Origin of the sequence: Tenacibaculum sp. SZ-18, assembly GCF_002813915.1 — a bacterium.
In the GTDB taxonomy this organism is placed as follows: domain Bacteria; phylum Bacteroidota; class Bacteroidia; order Flavobacteriales; family Flavobacteriaceae; genus Polaribacter.
Genome location: NZ_CP019335.1, coordinates 1,785,774 through 1,800,416, shown reverse-complemented (window position 1 = coordinate 1,800,416; position 14,643 = coordinate 1,785,774). Strand labels below are relative to the sequence as shown.

Genomic DNA, 14,643 nt, shown 5'->3' with positions numbered 1-14,643 from the left:
GTGTAAATAATTTAAACAGATGAAAATAGGAATTGTATGTTATCCTACGTTTGGTGGAAGTGGAGTAGTTGCTACTGAATTAGGAATGGCATTAGCGAATAAAGGTCATGAGGTTCATTTTATAACATATAATCAACCAGTACGATTAGACTTTATTTCTTACAATTTACATTTTCACGAGGTTGCTTTGGAAGAATACCCATTGTTTCAATACCAACCATATGAATTGGCACTTTCAACAAAAATGGTAGAAGTGGTTGAACGTTATGCGCTTGAAGTATTACACGTGCATTATGCAATTCCACATGCTTATGCAGCTTATATGGCTAAGGAAATGTTGGCTGATAAAGGAATTAGAGTTAAAGTCGTAACAACCTTACATGGTACTGATATTACTTTAGTAGGAAGCCATCCAAGTTATAAAACAGCAGTTGAGTTTAGTATTAATAAATCTGATGAAGTAACAACTGTTTCTTCAAGTTTAAAAGAAGATACTTTACGTCTGTTTAATATTCAAAAGGATATTAAGGTTGTTTATAATTTCATTGATGGAAAAAAATACGAAATGGCAGACGAGGCAGAATGCCAACGGACTGCCATTGCTGCTCCAGATGAACGAATTTTGATTCATATCAGTAATTTTAGACCGGTAAAACGAGTATTAGATGTTGTTGAAGTTTTTAATAAAGTTCAAAATGAAATTCCTGCAAAGTTATTAATGGTAGGAGATGGACCAGAACGTTCAAAAGCCGAGAAATTAGTGGAAGATTTAGGAATTACAGACAAGGTTTTGTTTTTAGGAAATAGTAACGAAGTTGCAAAGTTATTATGTTATTCAGATGTGTTTTTATTACCATCTGAAACAGAAAGTTTTGGACTTGCAGCTTTAGAGGCAATGGCGGCAAATACAGTTGTTATTTCATCCAATAGAGGAGGACTTCCAGAAGTTAATATTCATGGGGAAACAGGTTTTCTTGCTGATTTAGGAGATGTTGAAAGTATGTCATCACATGCAATCTCTATTCTAAAAGATGATACTAAACTTTTAGAAATGAAGAGAAAAGCAAAAGAGCATACGAAACTCTTCTCTCTAGAAAAAGTATTACCACAATATGAAAGAATATATAATGCTTGTTTTTAAGAAACGTAGTATTTAATACTTTCTCTTATTATACTTTCAGAAGCTTCTGCATTGATAACAAAATCTTGATAATCTTTTAATAAAACGAATTTAACAATACCAGCTTCATTTTTTTTATCGTGTTTTAACAATTGAATAATCGGATTAATGTCTTCTTCTAAAATTTCAATATTTCCATAAATGGTAGTAATAGCTCGTTTTATTTCATTTACTTTATCCAACTCAAATCCCAACTCTTTGTTTGAAACATAAGCTTCGCAAACCATGCCGATAGCAATTGCTTCTCCATGAGTAAGGTTTTCTTTATTAGGATTTTCTAGGAAATAAGACTCAATTCCATGTCCAATTGTGTGTCCCCAATTTAATACTTTTCGTAGCCCTTTTTCTTTTGGATCTGCTGTGACGACTTCGTTCTTAATTTCTATTGAACGATGAATTAAATCAATAATATTTAACTCAGGATTATTTTTTATTTCATTGAATAATTGGATGTCGTGTGTCATTCCATATTTAATAATTTCTGCCGTTCCAGATCTTATTTCTCTTGCAGAAAGTGTGTATAAATAATCGGGATCAATCAATACAATTTGTGGATTCGCAAATACTCCAATCTGATTCTTTAGAACACCTAAATCAATTCCAGTTTTTCCGCCAACAGAAGCGTCCACCATAGAAAGTAAAGTTGTTGGAATATTAACAAAGTCAATTCCACGTTTAAAGGTAGATGCTACAAAACCACCTAAATCAGTAATTACACCACCACCCAGAGTTATAAGTAAACTTTTTCTATCAGCACCTAACTCTGTCATTACATTCCAAATATTAACACAAGTTTCAATATTCTTATGAACTTCTCCTGGTTCAATTTGAATTATTTCAATTGGTGCGGTTGTTTGTAAATTTTGAATAAATCGCGGATAACAAGATTCGAAGGTATTATCATCTACTAAAATAAAAATAGAGGAATAAGATTTTTTTTCTATTAAAGTAGCTAATTCTAAATATGCTTTTTCGTTAAAATGCACCGGATATGTAGTTGCCTGAATAGTTTCCATGTTTTCATAAAATAAGCAGTAAAAATAAATAGAAATTATAAAAGAAATTCATTGTTCTCCTCTATATTTGCTATTCAAGGATAAACGTGTAAATATTAATCATGAAACTTTTTGAAAATACTGAAGTAGCTTTTAAGTTGAAGTCTGATTCTGAGTTAGAAAGGGCTTACTTTTTATTTCGATTAATACAAAGTCAACCAATGGTAAAAATTGGTACGGCGGTTACAAATTTTGCATTAAAGGCGCATTTACCTGTAGAAGGTTTGATTCGTTCTACTGTTTTTGATCACTTTTGTGGCGGTGTAACGGAGGAAGATTGTATTCCAAGTATCGAAAAAATGTACAATTCAGGGAATGTACATAGTGTTTTGGATTACTCTGTTGAAGGTAAGGAGGAAGAAGAAAGTTTTGATAATGCAGTTGAAAAGATTGTCAAAATTATCCAATTTTCTGAAGAGAAAAATTCTATTCCTTTTGCGGTATTTAAGCCAACTGGTTTTGGACGTTTTGCACTGTACCAAAAAATAGGAGAGGGCAAAGAGTTAATAGCAGATGAAGTCGCAGAGTGGGAAAGAGTCAAGGCACGTTTTCATAGGGTATGTAAAATAGCTTTTGATAAAGATGTTCCTCTATTAATTGATGCAGAAGAAAGTTGGATGCAAGATGCAGCTGATGATTTGATCGAAGAGTTAATGGCAACTTACAACAAAGAAAAAGCGATCGTTTTTAATACACTTCAAATGTATCGTCATGATCGTATGGAATATTTGAAATCTCTTCATCAAAGAGCACATCAAAAGGGTTTCCATATCGGAATGAAAGTTGTTCGAGGAGCATACATGGAAAAAGAACGTGAAAGAGCAGAAGAAAAGGGTTATCCTTCTCCAATTTGTAAAAATAAAGAAGCTACAGATAAGAACTACGATGAAGCGATTCTGTATATGATGGAGCATAAAAATATGGCACTATTTGCAGGAACTCACAATGAAGAAAGTTCTTACTTATTAATGAGCCTAGCAGAGAAGTATAATATTGAAAAGAACGATAAGAGAATGTGGTTTGGTCAGTTATACGGAATGAGTGATCATATAAGTTTCAATTTAGCAGAGAAAGGATATAATGTTGCTAAATATGTTCCATTTGGTCCAGTTAGAGATGTGATGCCTTATTTAATTCGAAGAGCTGAAGAAAATACTTCTGTTGAAGGGCAAACTTCGAGAGAGTTAAACCTAATTAAAACTGAAAAAAAACGTAGAAAAGTATAATGAATTCTGTAGATGAAATAAAGTCTTTATTAGAAAAGAATAAAGCTCGGTTTGCAGAAGAGCTTGAAGAAAGTAAAGAACTTATTTTTTTATTAAAGAAATCAATTACTACTCAGTTAACCGACGAGGAGAAGGACAAGATTAAAGAACAAACATTAGACATTTGTAAAGCTATTCCTGCTTTTACAGTTTTTATGTTACCAGGTGGAGCACTTTTATTACCTTTGCTTATTAAATTGATTCCTACAATTTTACCAAGTTCATTTAGAAAAGATAATTCAGAGAAATTTAATACCCCAGAAGTGTAAATCTGGGAATAAAAACACACAACACACAATGCAAAAAGATCATCAAATTTTTGATTTAATTAGAGATGAAAAAGAACGACAACTTAATGGATTAGAGTTGATTGCCTCAGAAAATTTTGTTAGTGAGCAAGTAATGGAAGCTCAGGGTTCTATTTTAACTAATAAATATGCAGAAGGATATCCTGGTAAGCGTTATTATGGAGGATGTGAGATTGTAGATGTAGTTGAACAAATCGCAATTGATAGAGCTAAAGAATTGTTTGGAGCAGAATATGTAAACGTACAACCTCATTCTGGAAGTCAAGCGAATACTGCTGTTTTTGCCGCTTGCCTAAAACCAGGTGATACAATTTTAGGTTTTGATTTAGCACACGGTGGACATTTAACGCATGGTTCACCAGTAAACTTCTCAGGTAAATTATATAATCCTGTATTTTACGGTGTTAATAAAGAAACTGGATTAATAGATTATGATCAGTTAAAAGAACAAGCTCAAAAGCATAAACCAAAAATGATTATTGCTGGAGCATCTGCTTATTCAAGAGATATGGATTTTAAACTTATCCGTGAAGTAGCGGATAGTGTTGGAGCTATCTTATTAGCAGACATTTCTCATCCATCAGGTTTAATCGCGAAAGGTATTTTAAATGATCCATTACCACATTGTCATATCGTGACAACAACTACTCACAAGACATTGAGAGGTCCTCGAGGTGGTATGATTATGATTGGGAAAGACTTTGAAAATCCATTTGGACTAAAGTTAAAGAGTGGAAAATTAAAGAAAATGTCTACCTTATTAAACGGAGCGGTTTTTCCTGGAAACCAAGGTGGACCGTTAGAACATGTTATTGCTGCTAAAGCAGTAGCTTTTGGAGAAGCGCTAACAGATGAATTCTTAGAGTATCAAATTCAAGTAAGAGCAAATGCTCAAGCGATGGCAGCGGCTTTTGTAAAAAGAGGATACGATATTATTTCAGGAGGAACAGATAACCATATGATGTTAATAGACCTGAGGAATAAAAATATAACAGGCAAAGATGCTGAAATTGCTTTAGGTAAGGCTGAAATTACGGTTAATAAAAATATGGTGCCGTTTGATACAGAATCTCCATTTGTAACCTCGGGTATTAGAATAGGTACTCCTGCTATCACTACAAGAGGTTTGGTAGAAGAAGATATGGAAGCTGTTGTTAATTTAATTGACGAAGCAATTCAAAATGCTGAAAATGAAGAAAAATTACATGGAATTGGAGAAAAGGTGTATGACTTAATGCACCAAAGAAGACTATTTGTAATGTAATCATAAGCAAGTCTTAAAATATATTTAGTAAAAAACCGGTAGTTTCATAACTACCGGTTTTTCTTTAGGGATTACTTAAATATTAAACGAACTATTACTGTTTAATAATTTTTATAGGCTTCGATATTGGAGCATCATTTAATGTTGTATTAATGATGTAAATACCTTTAGCACCAAAATCTGAATTGGATAATTCAATTCTATGATTTCCTTTTTGTTTTTCACTATTAAAAATAACTTTAGTTTGTCCGAGTATGTTAGAAATACTCACTTTTAAAGTTCCGTTTCGACTAGTAGAAATATAAAGATTTGATTTATTTCTAATAGGGTTTGGAGCAATCGAAACATTGTCTAAAATAGATAATTCGGTTTTTGAATTTGCTGAACTTCTTGAAGAAGTACAGTTTGTAGAGCAATTATCTGTCCATACACCAGTCGATTTTCCATTGCTAGTTCCAGTAATTCTAAACCAACCATCAGTTCCTCTTGTTAAATCAACTGTTTGTTGTCCATTTCCATTATTAAAAACAACACCAATATTATTTGACGAAACTCCACTAGGAACAGTAAATGTATAATTAGACCAGTTTGTTTCGTTATTCATTTGTTGGCCAGGCCATCCTGGAGTACCAGAAAGAGTTGTATTTGAAGCTCTATTAAATAAATATGCGTTCACTGTATTTCCCCAAGAAGAAGTTCTTAAAAAGTTTATTGTAACTGTATTCGTTGGAGGAGGAGGTGTATTGGTACAGTCAGAAGAGCAATTACTTGTCCAAGTTCCCTTATCGTACCAACCATCAGTTCCTCTTGCTAAATCATCTGTTTGATTGGATCCATCATTAAATATTACTCTTATATTATCTGGAGAAGTACCTGAAGGAACATTTAAAGTATATGCGTACCAAGGTGTTCCAGAAATATTTGACATAGTCTGGCCCGGCCATCCCTGAGTTCCAGAAATTGTAGAGTTGCTAGAAGCATCGAAGAAATAAACATTTATATTAGAGCTCCAGTTACTTGGTTTTTTAAATTGATAAGTAACATTTCCTGTAGGCGGCGGCGGAGGAGTACTAGTGCAATCAAGAGGACAATTATTTGTCCAAGTTCCATTATCATACCAACCATCTGTACTTCGACTTAAATCATCTGTTTGGTTACTTCCATCATTAAAAATTACTCGAATATTTTCAGCGGCAACACCTTGAGGAGGACTAACTTGGAATGAGTACCATGGAGTTCCAGCAATATTGGTCATAGATTGTCCAGGCCAAGCAGCTGTTCCTGGAATGATTGCATTGCTAGATGCATCAAATAAATATACATTCACATTATTATTCCAAGAGTTTGGTTTTTTGAAGTTTACCGTAAAAGGATCAACTTGTGTTGGAGGAGGAGGAGGAGTTCCGCCTTGAGTCCAAACTGCATAATCCGTTCCAGATGTTCTTAATATCCATCCAGTTCCGTTTGGAGCCCAGTTTCCACTACCTAATTTCATAGCAATAGTCCCATTTCTTCCGTCTATATAAGCTGCGTATAAATCATTGCGGGCTTCCACAATGTTAATAGATGATCCTGCAAATATCCTTGTGTCTTTTCTAATTGCTATTAAATCTTTAATAGCGTTTCTAACTCCTATCCCAGTATCAAAGTAATGAGTCCAAAATACCATTGGATTTCCTGGATGTGTTAAAATATAAGCGTATCCTTTGCGTAAGTTTGTTTCTCCACCTGGAAAAACATAACCTGGTCCACAACATTGCTGTGCAGCTCCAGTATCATGATTATCTAAAAAAGTAACAGATTTTGCTGGGTTGATACCAATCATACCCGAAGGGTTCCCACCACCATCTCTTAAATAAGAAAGGTTATTATCTCGAAAAGCATTTTGTAATGTAACTTTTGTATTGAAATCAAAAGCAGAAGAAGATTGTTGCGTAAAATTAACCCAATTATTCGTTTGAACTCTACTACTCTCTAGTAATTCTCCTACTGCGAAGTATGGATTTGTAGCATCATTATATTCCTTATTGAATATTGGATCATAACCATGTACAAAGTCATATCTCCAACCATCAAATCCAAGGTCGTTTTTAAGGAAATTCATCCAGTTTTTGATTTCTTGACGAACTGCAGGATTATAATGATCTAAGTCTCTTGCAGGTCCATAGGTTCCGTTAGAGCCATCAGCTTTCAGTGCAGTACCAGGGAAATAATCATTATTTATACTAAATTGCACTGGGAAATTGACAAAGTTTCTACCTTCGTCATCTGCCGTAATGAAAGTAGTTGGCCATGCCGGGTTGGTAAAAGTAACAGCGTCCGCAGTTCCAACACGGTGATTAATAACAATATCTCCGATAACTTTTACGCCAGCGCTATGATAAGTATTAATTAAGTTACGTAGTTGCACCTCCGTACCGTAAGCACTATCAAAGTTGTACAATTCTCGTGGTAGATATCCTTGAGGAGCTCCAGAATCACTGACAGGTGGGAGCCAAATCATATCAAAACCGGCATTGCTAAGCTCATTACTGTTTTGTGTAACAACGTTGAACCATGTTTGACCAGCTGGTTGATTTTGCACATTCCAATCAAAAGCTTGGAAGAGTACATCTTCATCTTGCGCTAAAACATTCAGGGAAAAAATGAATAGCAAAATAAATTGAAAGTTTTTTAGGTTTTTTTTCATTGTAATTAAGTTGTTGTATTTGAAATGTTGATTGGAATAATAATTAACACTTTTATCTTATGATACTTATTGTTTCCAGTGTTAATTGTTGAATTATTCATTATTATATAACGAATTTATTATGAATTACTTAATGAAAAAAAAAGAGCACCTCACTAAATCGATTTCGTGTTGATAACTAAATCGATTTCATGAATTTTTAATGAGAAATAATAAAAAAATGAAGTAATAAAGTAGTATTTCTGTATTTCGAAACCGTTGTCGTTTTTTAATTTTACAATAAAACTCAGTTAATATAAACTTGGTAATTCCTCTTTTAGTATTTGTAGCTTATTATTATTACAACTGCTTATTTGTAGATAGGTTTTTTCTTGGTCTGGAAAGGTATGAATTGCAAGATGACTTTCTGCTAAAAGCCAAACAGCTGTATAACCCTTTATAGGAAAATGATGTTCGATAAAATTTACAATGGTAAACTTACTTTTTTCTAACATTAAAGCAATTTCAGTTTTCAATTTTTCAGGATTTGATTGATTAATCCATAAATCGAAATGAAACATTTGAGCATCTAAGGCTATATATTCTTCTTTTCTTTTCATAATTAATAAATATCCCAGTTTCCTTTGTTATAATAATGATACAATACAGGATTACTGATTTGATTCGTTTCAAGTGAATCTAACTTTGTTTTACTATAAAAACCCTTTCCAAATGACGTTATTAAACTCATACTATCAGAATTCAACCATTTGGTTGAAATTACAGATTCATCAAAATTTCCTAACCTGTTAATCATTTCATCTTTTGAAAGAGGTGCTTTAGTTCCTAAAATCCAACCCCATTCGCCCATAGATAAAATTTGATTATGAATCGGTAAAACACTAAAGTTTGCCTGATTCATTGTTTGTTGAATACATTTAAACGCGTATGGTGTATAATACGGACTTCCTGCTTGTGTAATTAAACCACCGTTTGGAATTAATTTTAACCTACATAACTCATAAAATTCCTTAGAATATAAGCGTGCTAATTCTACATTTCTTGGATCAGGTAGATCAATAATTATCAAATCAAAAAAATATTGAGTTTCACTTACATATTTGAAACCATCTGTATTTATGATTTGTACTTTCGAATTCGTTAATGAGTTATTGTTAATGTTAGTTAGTTCTGGTTCATTAACAAATAGATCAGTTAGTTTCTTGTCTAAATCGACCAAAGTAATCTTATTGATAGATGGATATTTCAAAAGTTCTCTAGCAGCACAACCGTCACCACCACCGAGAATAAGTATGTTCCTCGGTTTATTCAGGATTTGCATTATTGGGTGAACTAACACTTCATGATATAATGGTTCATCAAATGTTGAAAATTGTAAATTATCATTCAAATACAGCCAGTAATCCTTTTTCCATTTGGTGACTACTATTTTTTGATATATGGATTGTTCTTGAAATACAATTTTGTCTTTATATTTTGTTTGTTCTCCGTAAAGAATGATTTTACTAGAAAGTAGAGTACCGATAATTAAAAGAACAACTATAAATCCAGCTGCACTATATAAAGTGTTTTTTTCCTTCTTTTTGAGTTTGTTTTTAAAGATAAAGAGTAATAAAATGGCAACCATTAAATTGATAAAACCAAGTATAAATGGAGTATGAGATAATCCTAAATAGGGTAAACCAATAAAAACAAAAAATAACCCGCCAATTAAACTTCCGTAGTAATCTTTTTCCAAGATATTAGCTACGTTTAATTTTAAAGACTGAAAATCTTTATTAAGCCTCATAGCAAGAGGTAATTCCATTCCTATTAGCATTCCTGTTAGAATAGCCATTGAATAAATGTAAATCGAAATATACTCCACCTGAGTAGCTAAATAATAAGTCGTAACAGCCGAAAAGGAAACCAAGATAGATAATGTAAATTCGGTATAAATGAACAATTTAAATACATTCCCATCGAACGATTTAGTAATTCTACTACCTAATCCCATGCTAAAAAGCATCAATGAAATTATTATAGACCATTGCTTTACTGAATCACCAATAAAATATGTAGATAATGTGGCAAAACAATACTCAGCCACAATCCCAGATAATCCGGTTGCAAAAAGAGCAAGGAATAAAATTCGTTTTTTAAGTTTGGTTGATGATGCCATTTTACATACAGAAACTAATTATTATTGCACTTCCGATATAGGCAAAAGCTTCAAGTATAGCAGCTCCTTTATTTGGGATTTCTTGATTTACAATTTCATCTGTAAGATTACTTTTTGGAAGTATAACCTTTTCAACAAAAAGTCTTGATAATGGCAAAAGAATTATAGCTAAACCAAGATGATACAAAATATCTTCAAGAGTAGTTTCCCATGAATTTATATCTCCTTTTGAAGCAAATGAGTATAAAAAAGCTACTGATATTAAAATACTTGCATATACAATTCCTATGGCATTATTATCTTCTTGAATTTCTTTGATAAAATCATAAGAAACAATTTTTTTGTACACTTTAAGAAATACAAAGATGATTATTTGTCCTAAAGCCCAGAAAAACAAAAGACTTAAAAAATCTGATGCATAATGACCTAATTCTCCATATTCTGGAAATAGATTTATATTCCTTCCAGAGATGGCTCCGAAAATAATTAATCCAGATCCTATAAAGTTTGCAGCTTCAATAAATCCAGTTCCAACGTTTTCATCACGAATAACTTCACGGTAAAATTTGAACTTCTTTCCAAAGACTATTTTTTCATTGATAATAGATGATAAAATCAATAAGAAGTTCCCAAAAATACTGTAGAGCAGTATAAGAATAACATCTGTGAGTAAACCATGAGATTCTCCATGCAAAACACCTAAAAATATAATGGTAGTTCCAATAAAATAGCCTGTAGCTATTACGGCAAAAGCTACATTATCCTTTATGGTAAGTTCGTTTTCAATATTAATTTTTCTATTCTTAAGCTTAAAGAATAATTTGGCAATTACGAACGAAATATAAAATAACGTAACGTAAGTAACTGTATGTGTTAACCAAGTAAGTGTATTTTCTTCCATAATCTTTTATTTTCCGAATCCTCGTGAACTTCTTCCTCTGTAATAATTATTACTATTTCTGTAAACCTTTGTGGAATCATTAGGATCTCTGTTACCATCCCAAGAATTACTAGAACATTTGTTCAGTAAAAATGTCATTAACATGAATAAAGTAAATATTATACCAACAAAATATTTACTTATAAAGTCCCAAACAGAATCACTAGATATGAAGGTAGTTCGTTCTTGAATGTTAGAGATTTGAGATTTTAAAATACTTATTCCTGTAGAAATTTCTATTTCGTCATCCCATAACTGAATAGCGAAGAATTTACTATCGTCGTCATTTGTATAATCAAGAGAATTTACACGTTCAGTTTCATAATCATAATGACATGTACCATCACATCTTTCATCAAAAGTATATGTTACATTCTTGTACTGAAATTGTTTTGGGAATTTTGCACTACCAATAGATACAAAGTCAGCTTCTGTTTTAGAGATTGTTTTTAGAAATTGATTGATATCTGCAATCTTTTCCCAAAATGTAAAGCTTGTTTTTTGTTTACGAACAAACTCTAACATAAGGTAACGTACTTCACCTTTTTTATTCTTTACTTGATATTCTGTAGTTTGAGAGCCATCGTCCCACTTAATCTTATAGATATCAGTAACTTTCCAAGTCTGTTTTTTATAATCAAATAAGTAACCTCTTTTTAACTTTTGCATTTACATTTCAATTTTAGTTTATGAATCGTCACTAGCTCTTTCAATAATACTTTCTGGTAACGCTTTTTTAGCTTTTGCACCCATTTTCTTCAGCTTTTCTACACTAGTAATTAAGTTTCCTCTTCCTTCTACTAATTTATTCATAGCTAAGCTATAATCATTCTTAGTGGCATCAATCTTTTTACCGATGTTGATAAGATCTTTCAAGAGACCTTCAAATTTATCGTAAAGAGCTCCCGCTTGTCTGGCAATTTCAAGAGCATTTCGTTGTTGCTTTTCGTTGTTCCACATCGTATCAATGGTACGTAGAGTAGCCAATAGAGTAGTAGGTGTAACAATTACAATATTCTTTTCGAACGCTTTGTTGTAAAGTGTATTATCTTCATTTAAAGCCACTGCAAAAGCAGGTTCAATAGGAACAAATAACAATACAAAATCTGGTGATTCTATTTTATAAATATCTTCATACTTCTTTTCAGAAAGCTGATCTACGTGTCGTTTTAAAGAATTTGTGTGTTCTTTTAATAAACGTTCTTTTTTGCTATCGTCTTCAGAGTTCACCAATTGTTCATAAGCAGTTAAAGATACCTTACTATCAACAATCATTTTTTTGTTGTCTGGTAAATGAATAACAACATCGGGTAGAATTCGTTTTCCATCATCATTAGTAAAAGATTGCTGAACAAAATACTCACGATCTTTTTCTAAGCCAGATTTTTCAAGAACACGTTCTAAAACTAATTCTCCCCAGTTCCCTTGAGTTTTACTATCTCCTTTTAATGCTTTCGTAAGATTTAAAGTTTCCTTACTCATTTGAGCATTTAACTCTTTTAAACCAAGTATTTGTTGACGTAATGCAGAATGGTAATCAATACTTTCTTTATGAGTTTTATCTACTTTTTCCTCGAAGTCTTTAATTTTCTTTTCTAAAGGATCAAGAATGTTTTTAATATTCTCTTTATTCTGAGCTGTAAATTTGTTCGACTTCTCATCTAATATTTTATTCGCCAGGTTTTCAAATTCTTTAGTAAACTTCTCTTGAAGACCTTCAATTTCCTTTTTATTATCCTCAAGCTTAGCGTTAAGATTTTTCAACTTTACATCCTGTTCCGTATTAACCTTAATTAAGCTTTCTTTTTCAGTTTGAATAAACTTTAGTTCATCTTTAAGCTCGTTAATTGCATTTTCACTTTCCTTTTTACTTTCTTGTAATAAGTTATTTCTTTCTGATAAGCTTGAATTGTTCTTTTCTAAAACGCTTGCTTTGTTTTTTTGAATAATATAACCGACAAGAAATCCTAAGGTAATACTCAGTAAACCAGTAAGTAAAATGTATAGCAGTTGATCTGACATTCGATAAAAAATTAAAACGCTAAATTTACCCTTTTAAAGTCAATTTATGATACATCGCTTATCTAAATTTATCTTCCATAATATTCTTGGTTGGAAGTTAGTTGGTAATTTTCCGAAAGATCTCAAAAAGTACATTGTAATTGGTGCTCCACATACGAGTTGGAAGGATTTTCCTATTGCTATTTTAGCAAGAACGGTTACAAAAATAGAGATCAATTATATTGGAAAGGCAGCTTTGTTTAAACCGCCTTTTGGTTTCATTTTTAGGAAACTTGGAGGAACACCAGTAGACAGAAGTAAGAGTACAAACTTGGTTGATGCTATTGTAAGCATTTTCAATGAAAAGGAGCAGTTTCGTTTAGCCTTGTCTCCTGAAGGAACTAGACAATACACGGATAAATGGAAAACGGGATTCTATTATATTGCTAAAGGAGCGAATGTACCAATTGTTATGTTTGGTTTTGACTTTAAAAACAAACAAATTATAGTTGCAGATCCATACTATTTAACTGATGATATGGAGAAAGATTTCGATCATTTTTTAAATTTTTATAGAGATATTATACCGGCTAAACCTGAGTTGTTTAATAATAAAAACCTACTTTAAAAAGTAGGTTTTTATTATTATATGATATGTAGTTTACTTTTATTATCCTTTGTAAAAAGGCAACTTAACTACTTTAGCAGCTACTTGCTTCTTACGGATTTGAATTTTAATTTCAGAGTCAACTTTTGAATTATCAATAGTAACATATCCTAAACCAATACCTTTTCCTAAACTTGGACTCATTGTTCCTGAAGTAACATTACCAATAACAATCCCATCAGTATCCACTATTTCGTAATCTTTTCTAGGAATTCCTTTTTCAGTCATTTCAAACGCAACTAATTTACGAGAAACACCTTCTTCTTTTTGCTTCTTTAAACCTTCTGCATTTACAAAATCCTTAGTGAATTTTGTAATCCAACTTAAACCAGCTTCGATAGGAGAAGTAGTATCGTCAATATCATTTCCATATAAACAATATCCCATTTCTAAACGTAATGTATCACGTGCAGCTAAACCAATTGGTTTAATTCCCCAGTCAGCTCCAGCTTCAAAAACATTTTTCCAAAGTTGTTCAACATCTTCATTTTTTACATATACCTCAAATCCACCAGATCCAGTATATCCTGTTGCAGAAACTACCACATTAGGAATTCCAGCAAAGTCTGTAATCTCAAATGTATAAAATTTGATTGCTGATAAGTCTACAGAAGTTAATGATTGCATCGCTTCGGCGGCTTTTGGACCTTGAATTGCTAATAATGACCAATCTTCTGAACGGTTTTCCATTTCAACGTTTAAATCGTTGTGTTGTGAAATCCAACTCCAATCTTTTTCAATATTAGAAGCATTTACCACTAACATGTATTCTGTTTCAGAAATCATATAGATAATTAAATCATCTACAATTCCTCCATCACCGTTTGGCATACATGTATATTGAGCTTTTCCTGGAACTAATTTAGAAGCATCATTTGTAGTAATTTTTTGAATTAAAGCCAATGCATTTTCTCCTTTTAAGAAGAATTCCCCCATGTGACTTACATCAAATACACCAACTCCATTTCTTACAGTTTCATGCTCAGCATTTACTCCTTCATATTGAACAGGCATATTGTATCCAGCAAAAGGAACCATTTTAGCACCTAAAGCTTCGTGAACGTGCGTTAAAGCAGTGTTTTTCATTTGATTTGTTTGTTTAATGATAGGTCA

13 protein-coding genes are annotated in these 14,643 nt (G+C 32.2%); 5 read left to right on the top strand and 8 right to left on the bottom strand.

Translation table 11 applies throughout. The annotated features are described in order from the left end of the window. Positions 1 to 19: 19 nt before the first annotated feature. On the top strand, positions 20 to 1,141 hold the full coding sequence (bshA, locus tag BTO06_RS08130; RefSeq protein WP_100924825.1) for an N-acetyl-alpha-D-glucosaminyl L-malate synthase BshA: 1,122 nt from the start codon (positions 20 to 22) through the stop codon (positions 1,139 to 1,141). On the opposite strand, the gene aroB is transcribed toward bshA, so the two are convergent. Continuing rightward, entirely contained in the window at positions 1,138 to 2,196 is a 1,059-nt protein-coding gene (gene aroB / locus BTO06_RS08125; protein WP_100924824.1) for a 3-dehydroquinate synthase, read from the bottom strand. The genes bshA and aroB overlap by 4 nt on opposite strands. 101 nt (positions 2,197 to 2,297) lie before the next feature. On the opposite strand from aroB, the gene BTO06_RS08120 reads away from it, so the two are divergent. The 3 genes from BTO06_RS08120 to glyA are packed head-to-tail and all read left to right on the top strand — an operon-like array spanning position 2,298 to position 5,072. Next, positions 2,298 to 3,461, top strand: coding sequence for a proline dehydrogenase family protein (locus tag BTO06_RS08120; protein WP_100924823.1), 1,164 nt, complete (start codon positions 2,298 to 2,300; stop codon positions 3,459 to 3,461). Next, the gene (locus BTO06_RS08115) at positions 3,461 to 3,769 is read left to right on the top strand and encodes an LETM1 domain-containing protein (RefSeq protein WP_100924822.1); all 309 of its coding nucleotides are present in this window, start codon (positions 3,461 to 3,463) and stop codon (positions 3,767 to 3,769) included. Before BTO06_RS08120 ends, BTO06_RS08115 begins: the two co-directional genes overlap by 1 nt. A gap of 28 nt (positions 3,770 to 3,797) precedes the next feature. Next, positions 3,798 to 5,072, top strand: a complete 1,275-nt coding sequence (gene glyA / locus BTO06_RS08110) for a serine hydroxymethyltransferase (RefSeq protein ID WP_100924821.1) — start codon at positions 3,798 to 3,800, stop codon at positions 5,070 to 5,072. Between the two features lie 94 nt (positions 5,073 to 5,166). Here the strand turns inward: glyA and BTO06_RS08105 are convergent, their stop codons facing one another. The 6 genes from BTO06_RS08105 to rmuC form a co-directional block, all read right to left on the bottom strand. Then, positions 5,167 to 7,761 (bottom strand): starch-binding protein, encoded by a 2,595-nt coding sequence (locus tag BTO06_RS08105; RefSeq protein ID WP_100924820.1) that lies wholly within the window; start codon positions 7,759 to 7,761, stop codon positions 5,167 to 5,169. A gap of 290 nt (positions 7,762 to 8,051) precedes the next feature. Then, on the bottom strand, positions 8,052 to 8,360 hold the full coding sequence (locus tag BTO06_RS08100) for an S-adenosylmethionine decarboxylase (RefSeq protein ID WP_100924819.1): 309 nt from the start codon (positions 8,358 to 8,360) through the stop codon (positions 8,052 to 8,054). A 2-nt stretch (positions 8,361 to 8,362) separates the two neighbouring features. Continuing rightward, complete coding sequence (locus tag BTO06_RS08095) at positions 8,363 to 9,922, bottom strand: polyamine aminopropyltransferase (RefSeq protein ID WP_100924818.1); 1,560 nt, start codon at positions 9,920 to 9,922, stop codon at positions 8,363 to 8,365. A gap of 1 nt (position 9,923) precedes the next feature. Next, positions 9,924 to 10,823 carry a DUF350 domain-containing protein gene (locus BTO06_RS08090; protein WP_100924817.1) on the bottom strand — a complete coding sequence of 300 codons (900 nt, stop codon included), beginning with the start codon at positions 10,821 to 10,823 and terminating at the stop codon, positions 9,924 to 9,926. A 6-nt stretch (positions 10,824 to 10,829) separates the two neighbouring features. Next, complete coding sequence (locus BTO06_RS08085; protein ID WP_100924816.1) at positions 10,830 to 11,531, bottom strand: DUF4178 domain-containing protein; 702 nt, start codon at positions 11,529 to 11,531, stop codon at positions 10,830 to 10,832. 18 nt (positions 11,532 to 11,549) lie between these two features. Continuing rightward, positions 11,550 to 12,884 (bottom strand): DNA recombination protein RmuC, encoded by a 1,335-nt coding sequence (gene rmuC / locus BTO06_RS08080; protein WP_100924815.1) that lies wholly within the window; start codon positions 12,882 to 12,884, stop codon positions 11,550 to 11,552. A gap of 46 nt (positions 12,885 to 12,930) precedes the next feature. Between rmuC and BTO06_RS08075 the strand changes: the two genes are divergently transcribed. Next, positions 12,931 to 13,491, top strand: coding sequence for a 1-acyl-sn-glycerol-3-phosphate acyltransferase (locus BTO06_RS08075; protein WP_335755678.1), 561 nt, complete (start codon positions 12,931 to 12,933; stop codon positions 13,489 to 13,491). Positions 13,492 to 13,533: 42 nt separating this feature from the next. Here BTO06_RS08075 and gcvT read toward each other — a convergent pair whose 3' ends face one another. Further along, complete coding sequence (gcvT, locus tag BTO06_RS08070; RefSeq protein ID WP_100924814.1) at positions 13,534 to 14,616, bottom strand: glycine cleavage system aminomethyltransferase GcvT; 1,083 nt, start codon at positions 14,614 to 14,616, stop codon at positions 13,534 to 13,536. Between the last annotated feature and the right edge of the window lie 27 nt (positions 14,617 to 14,643).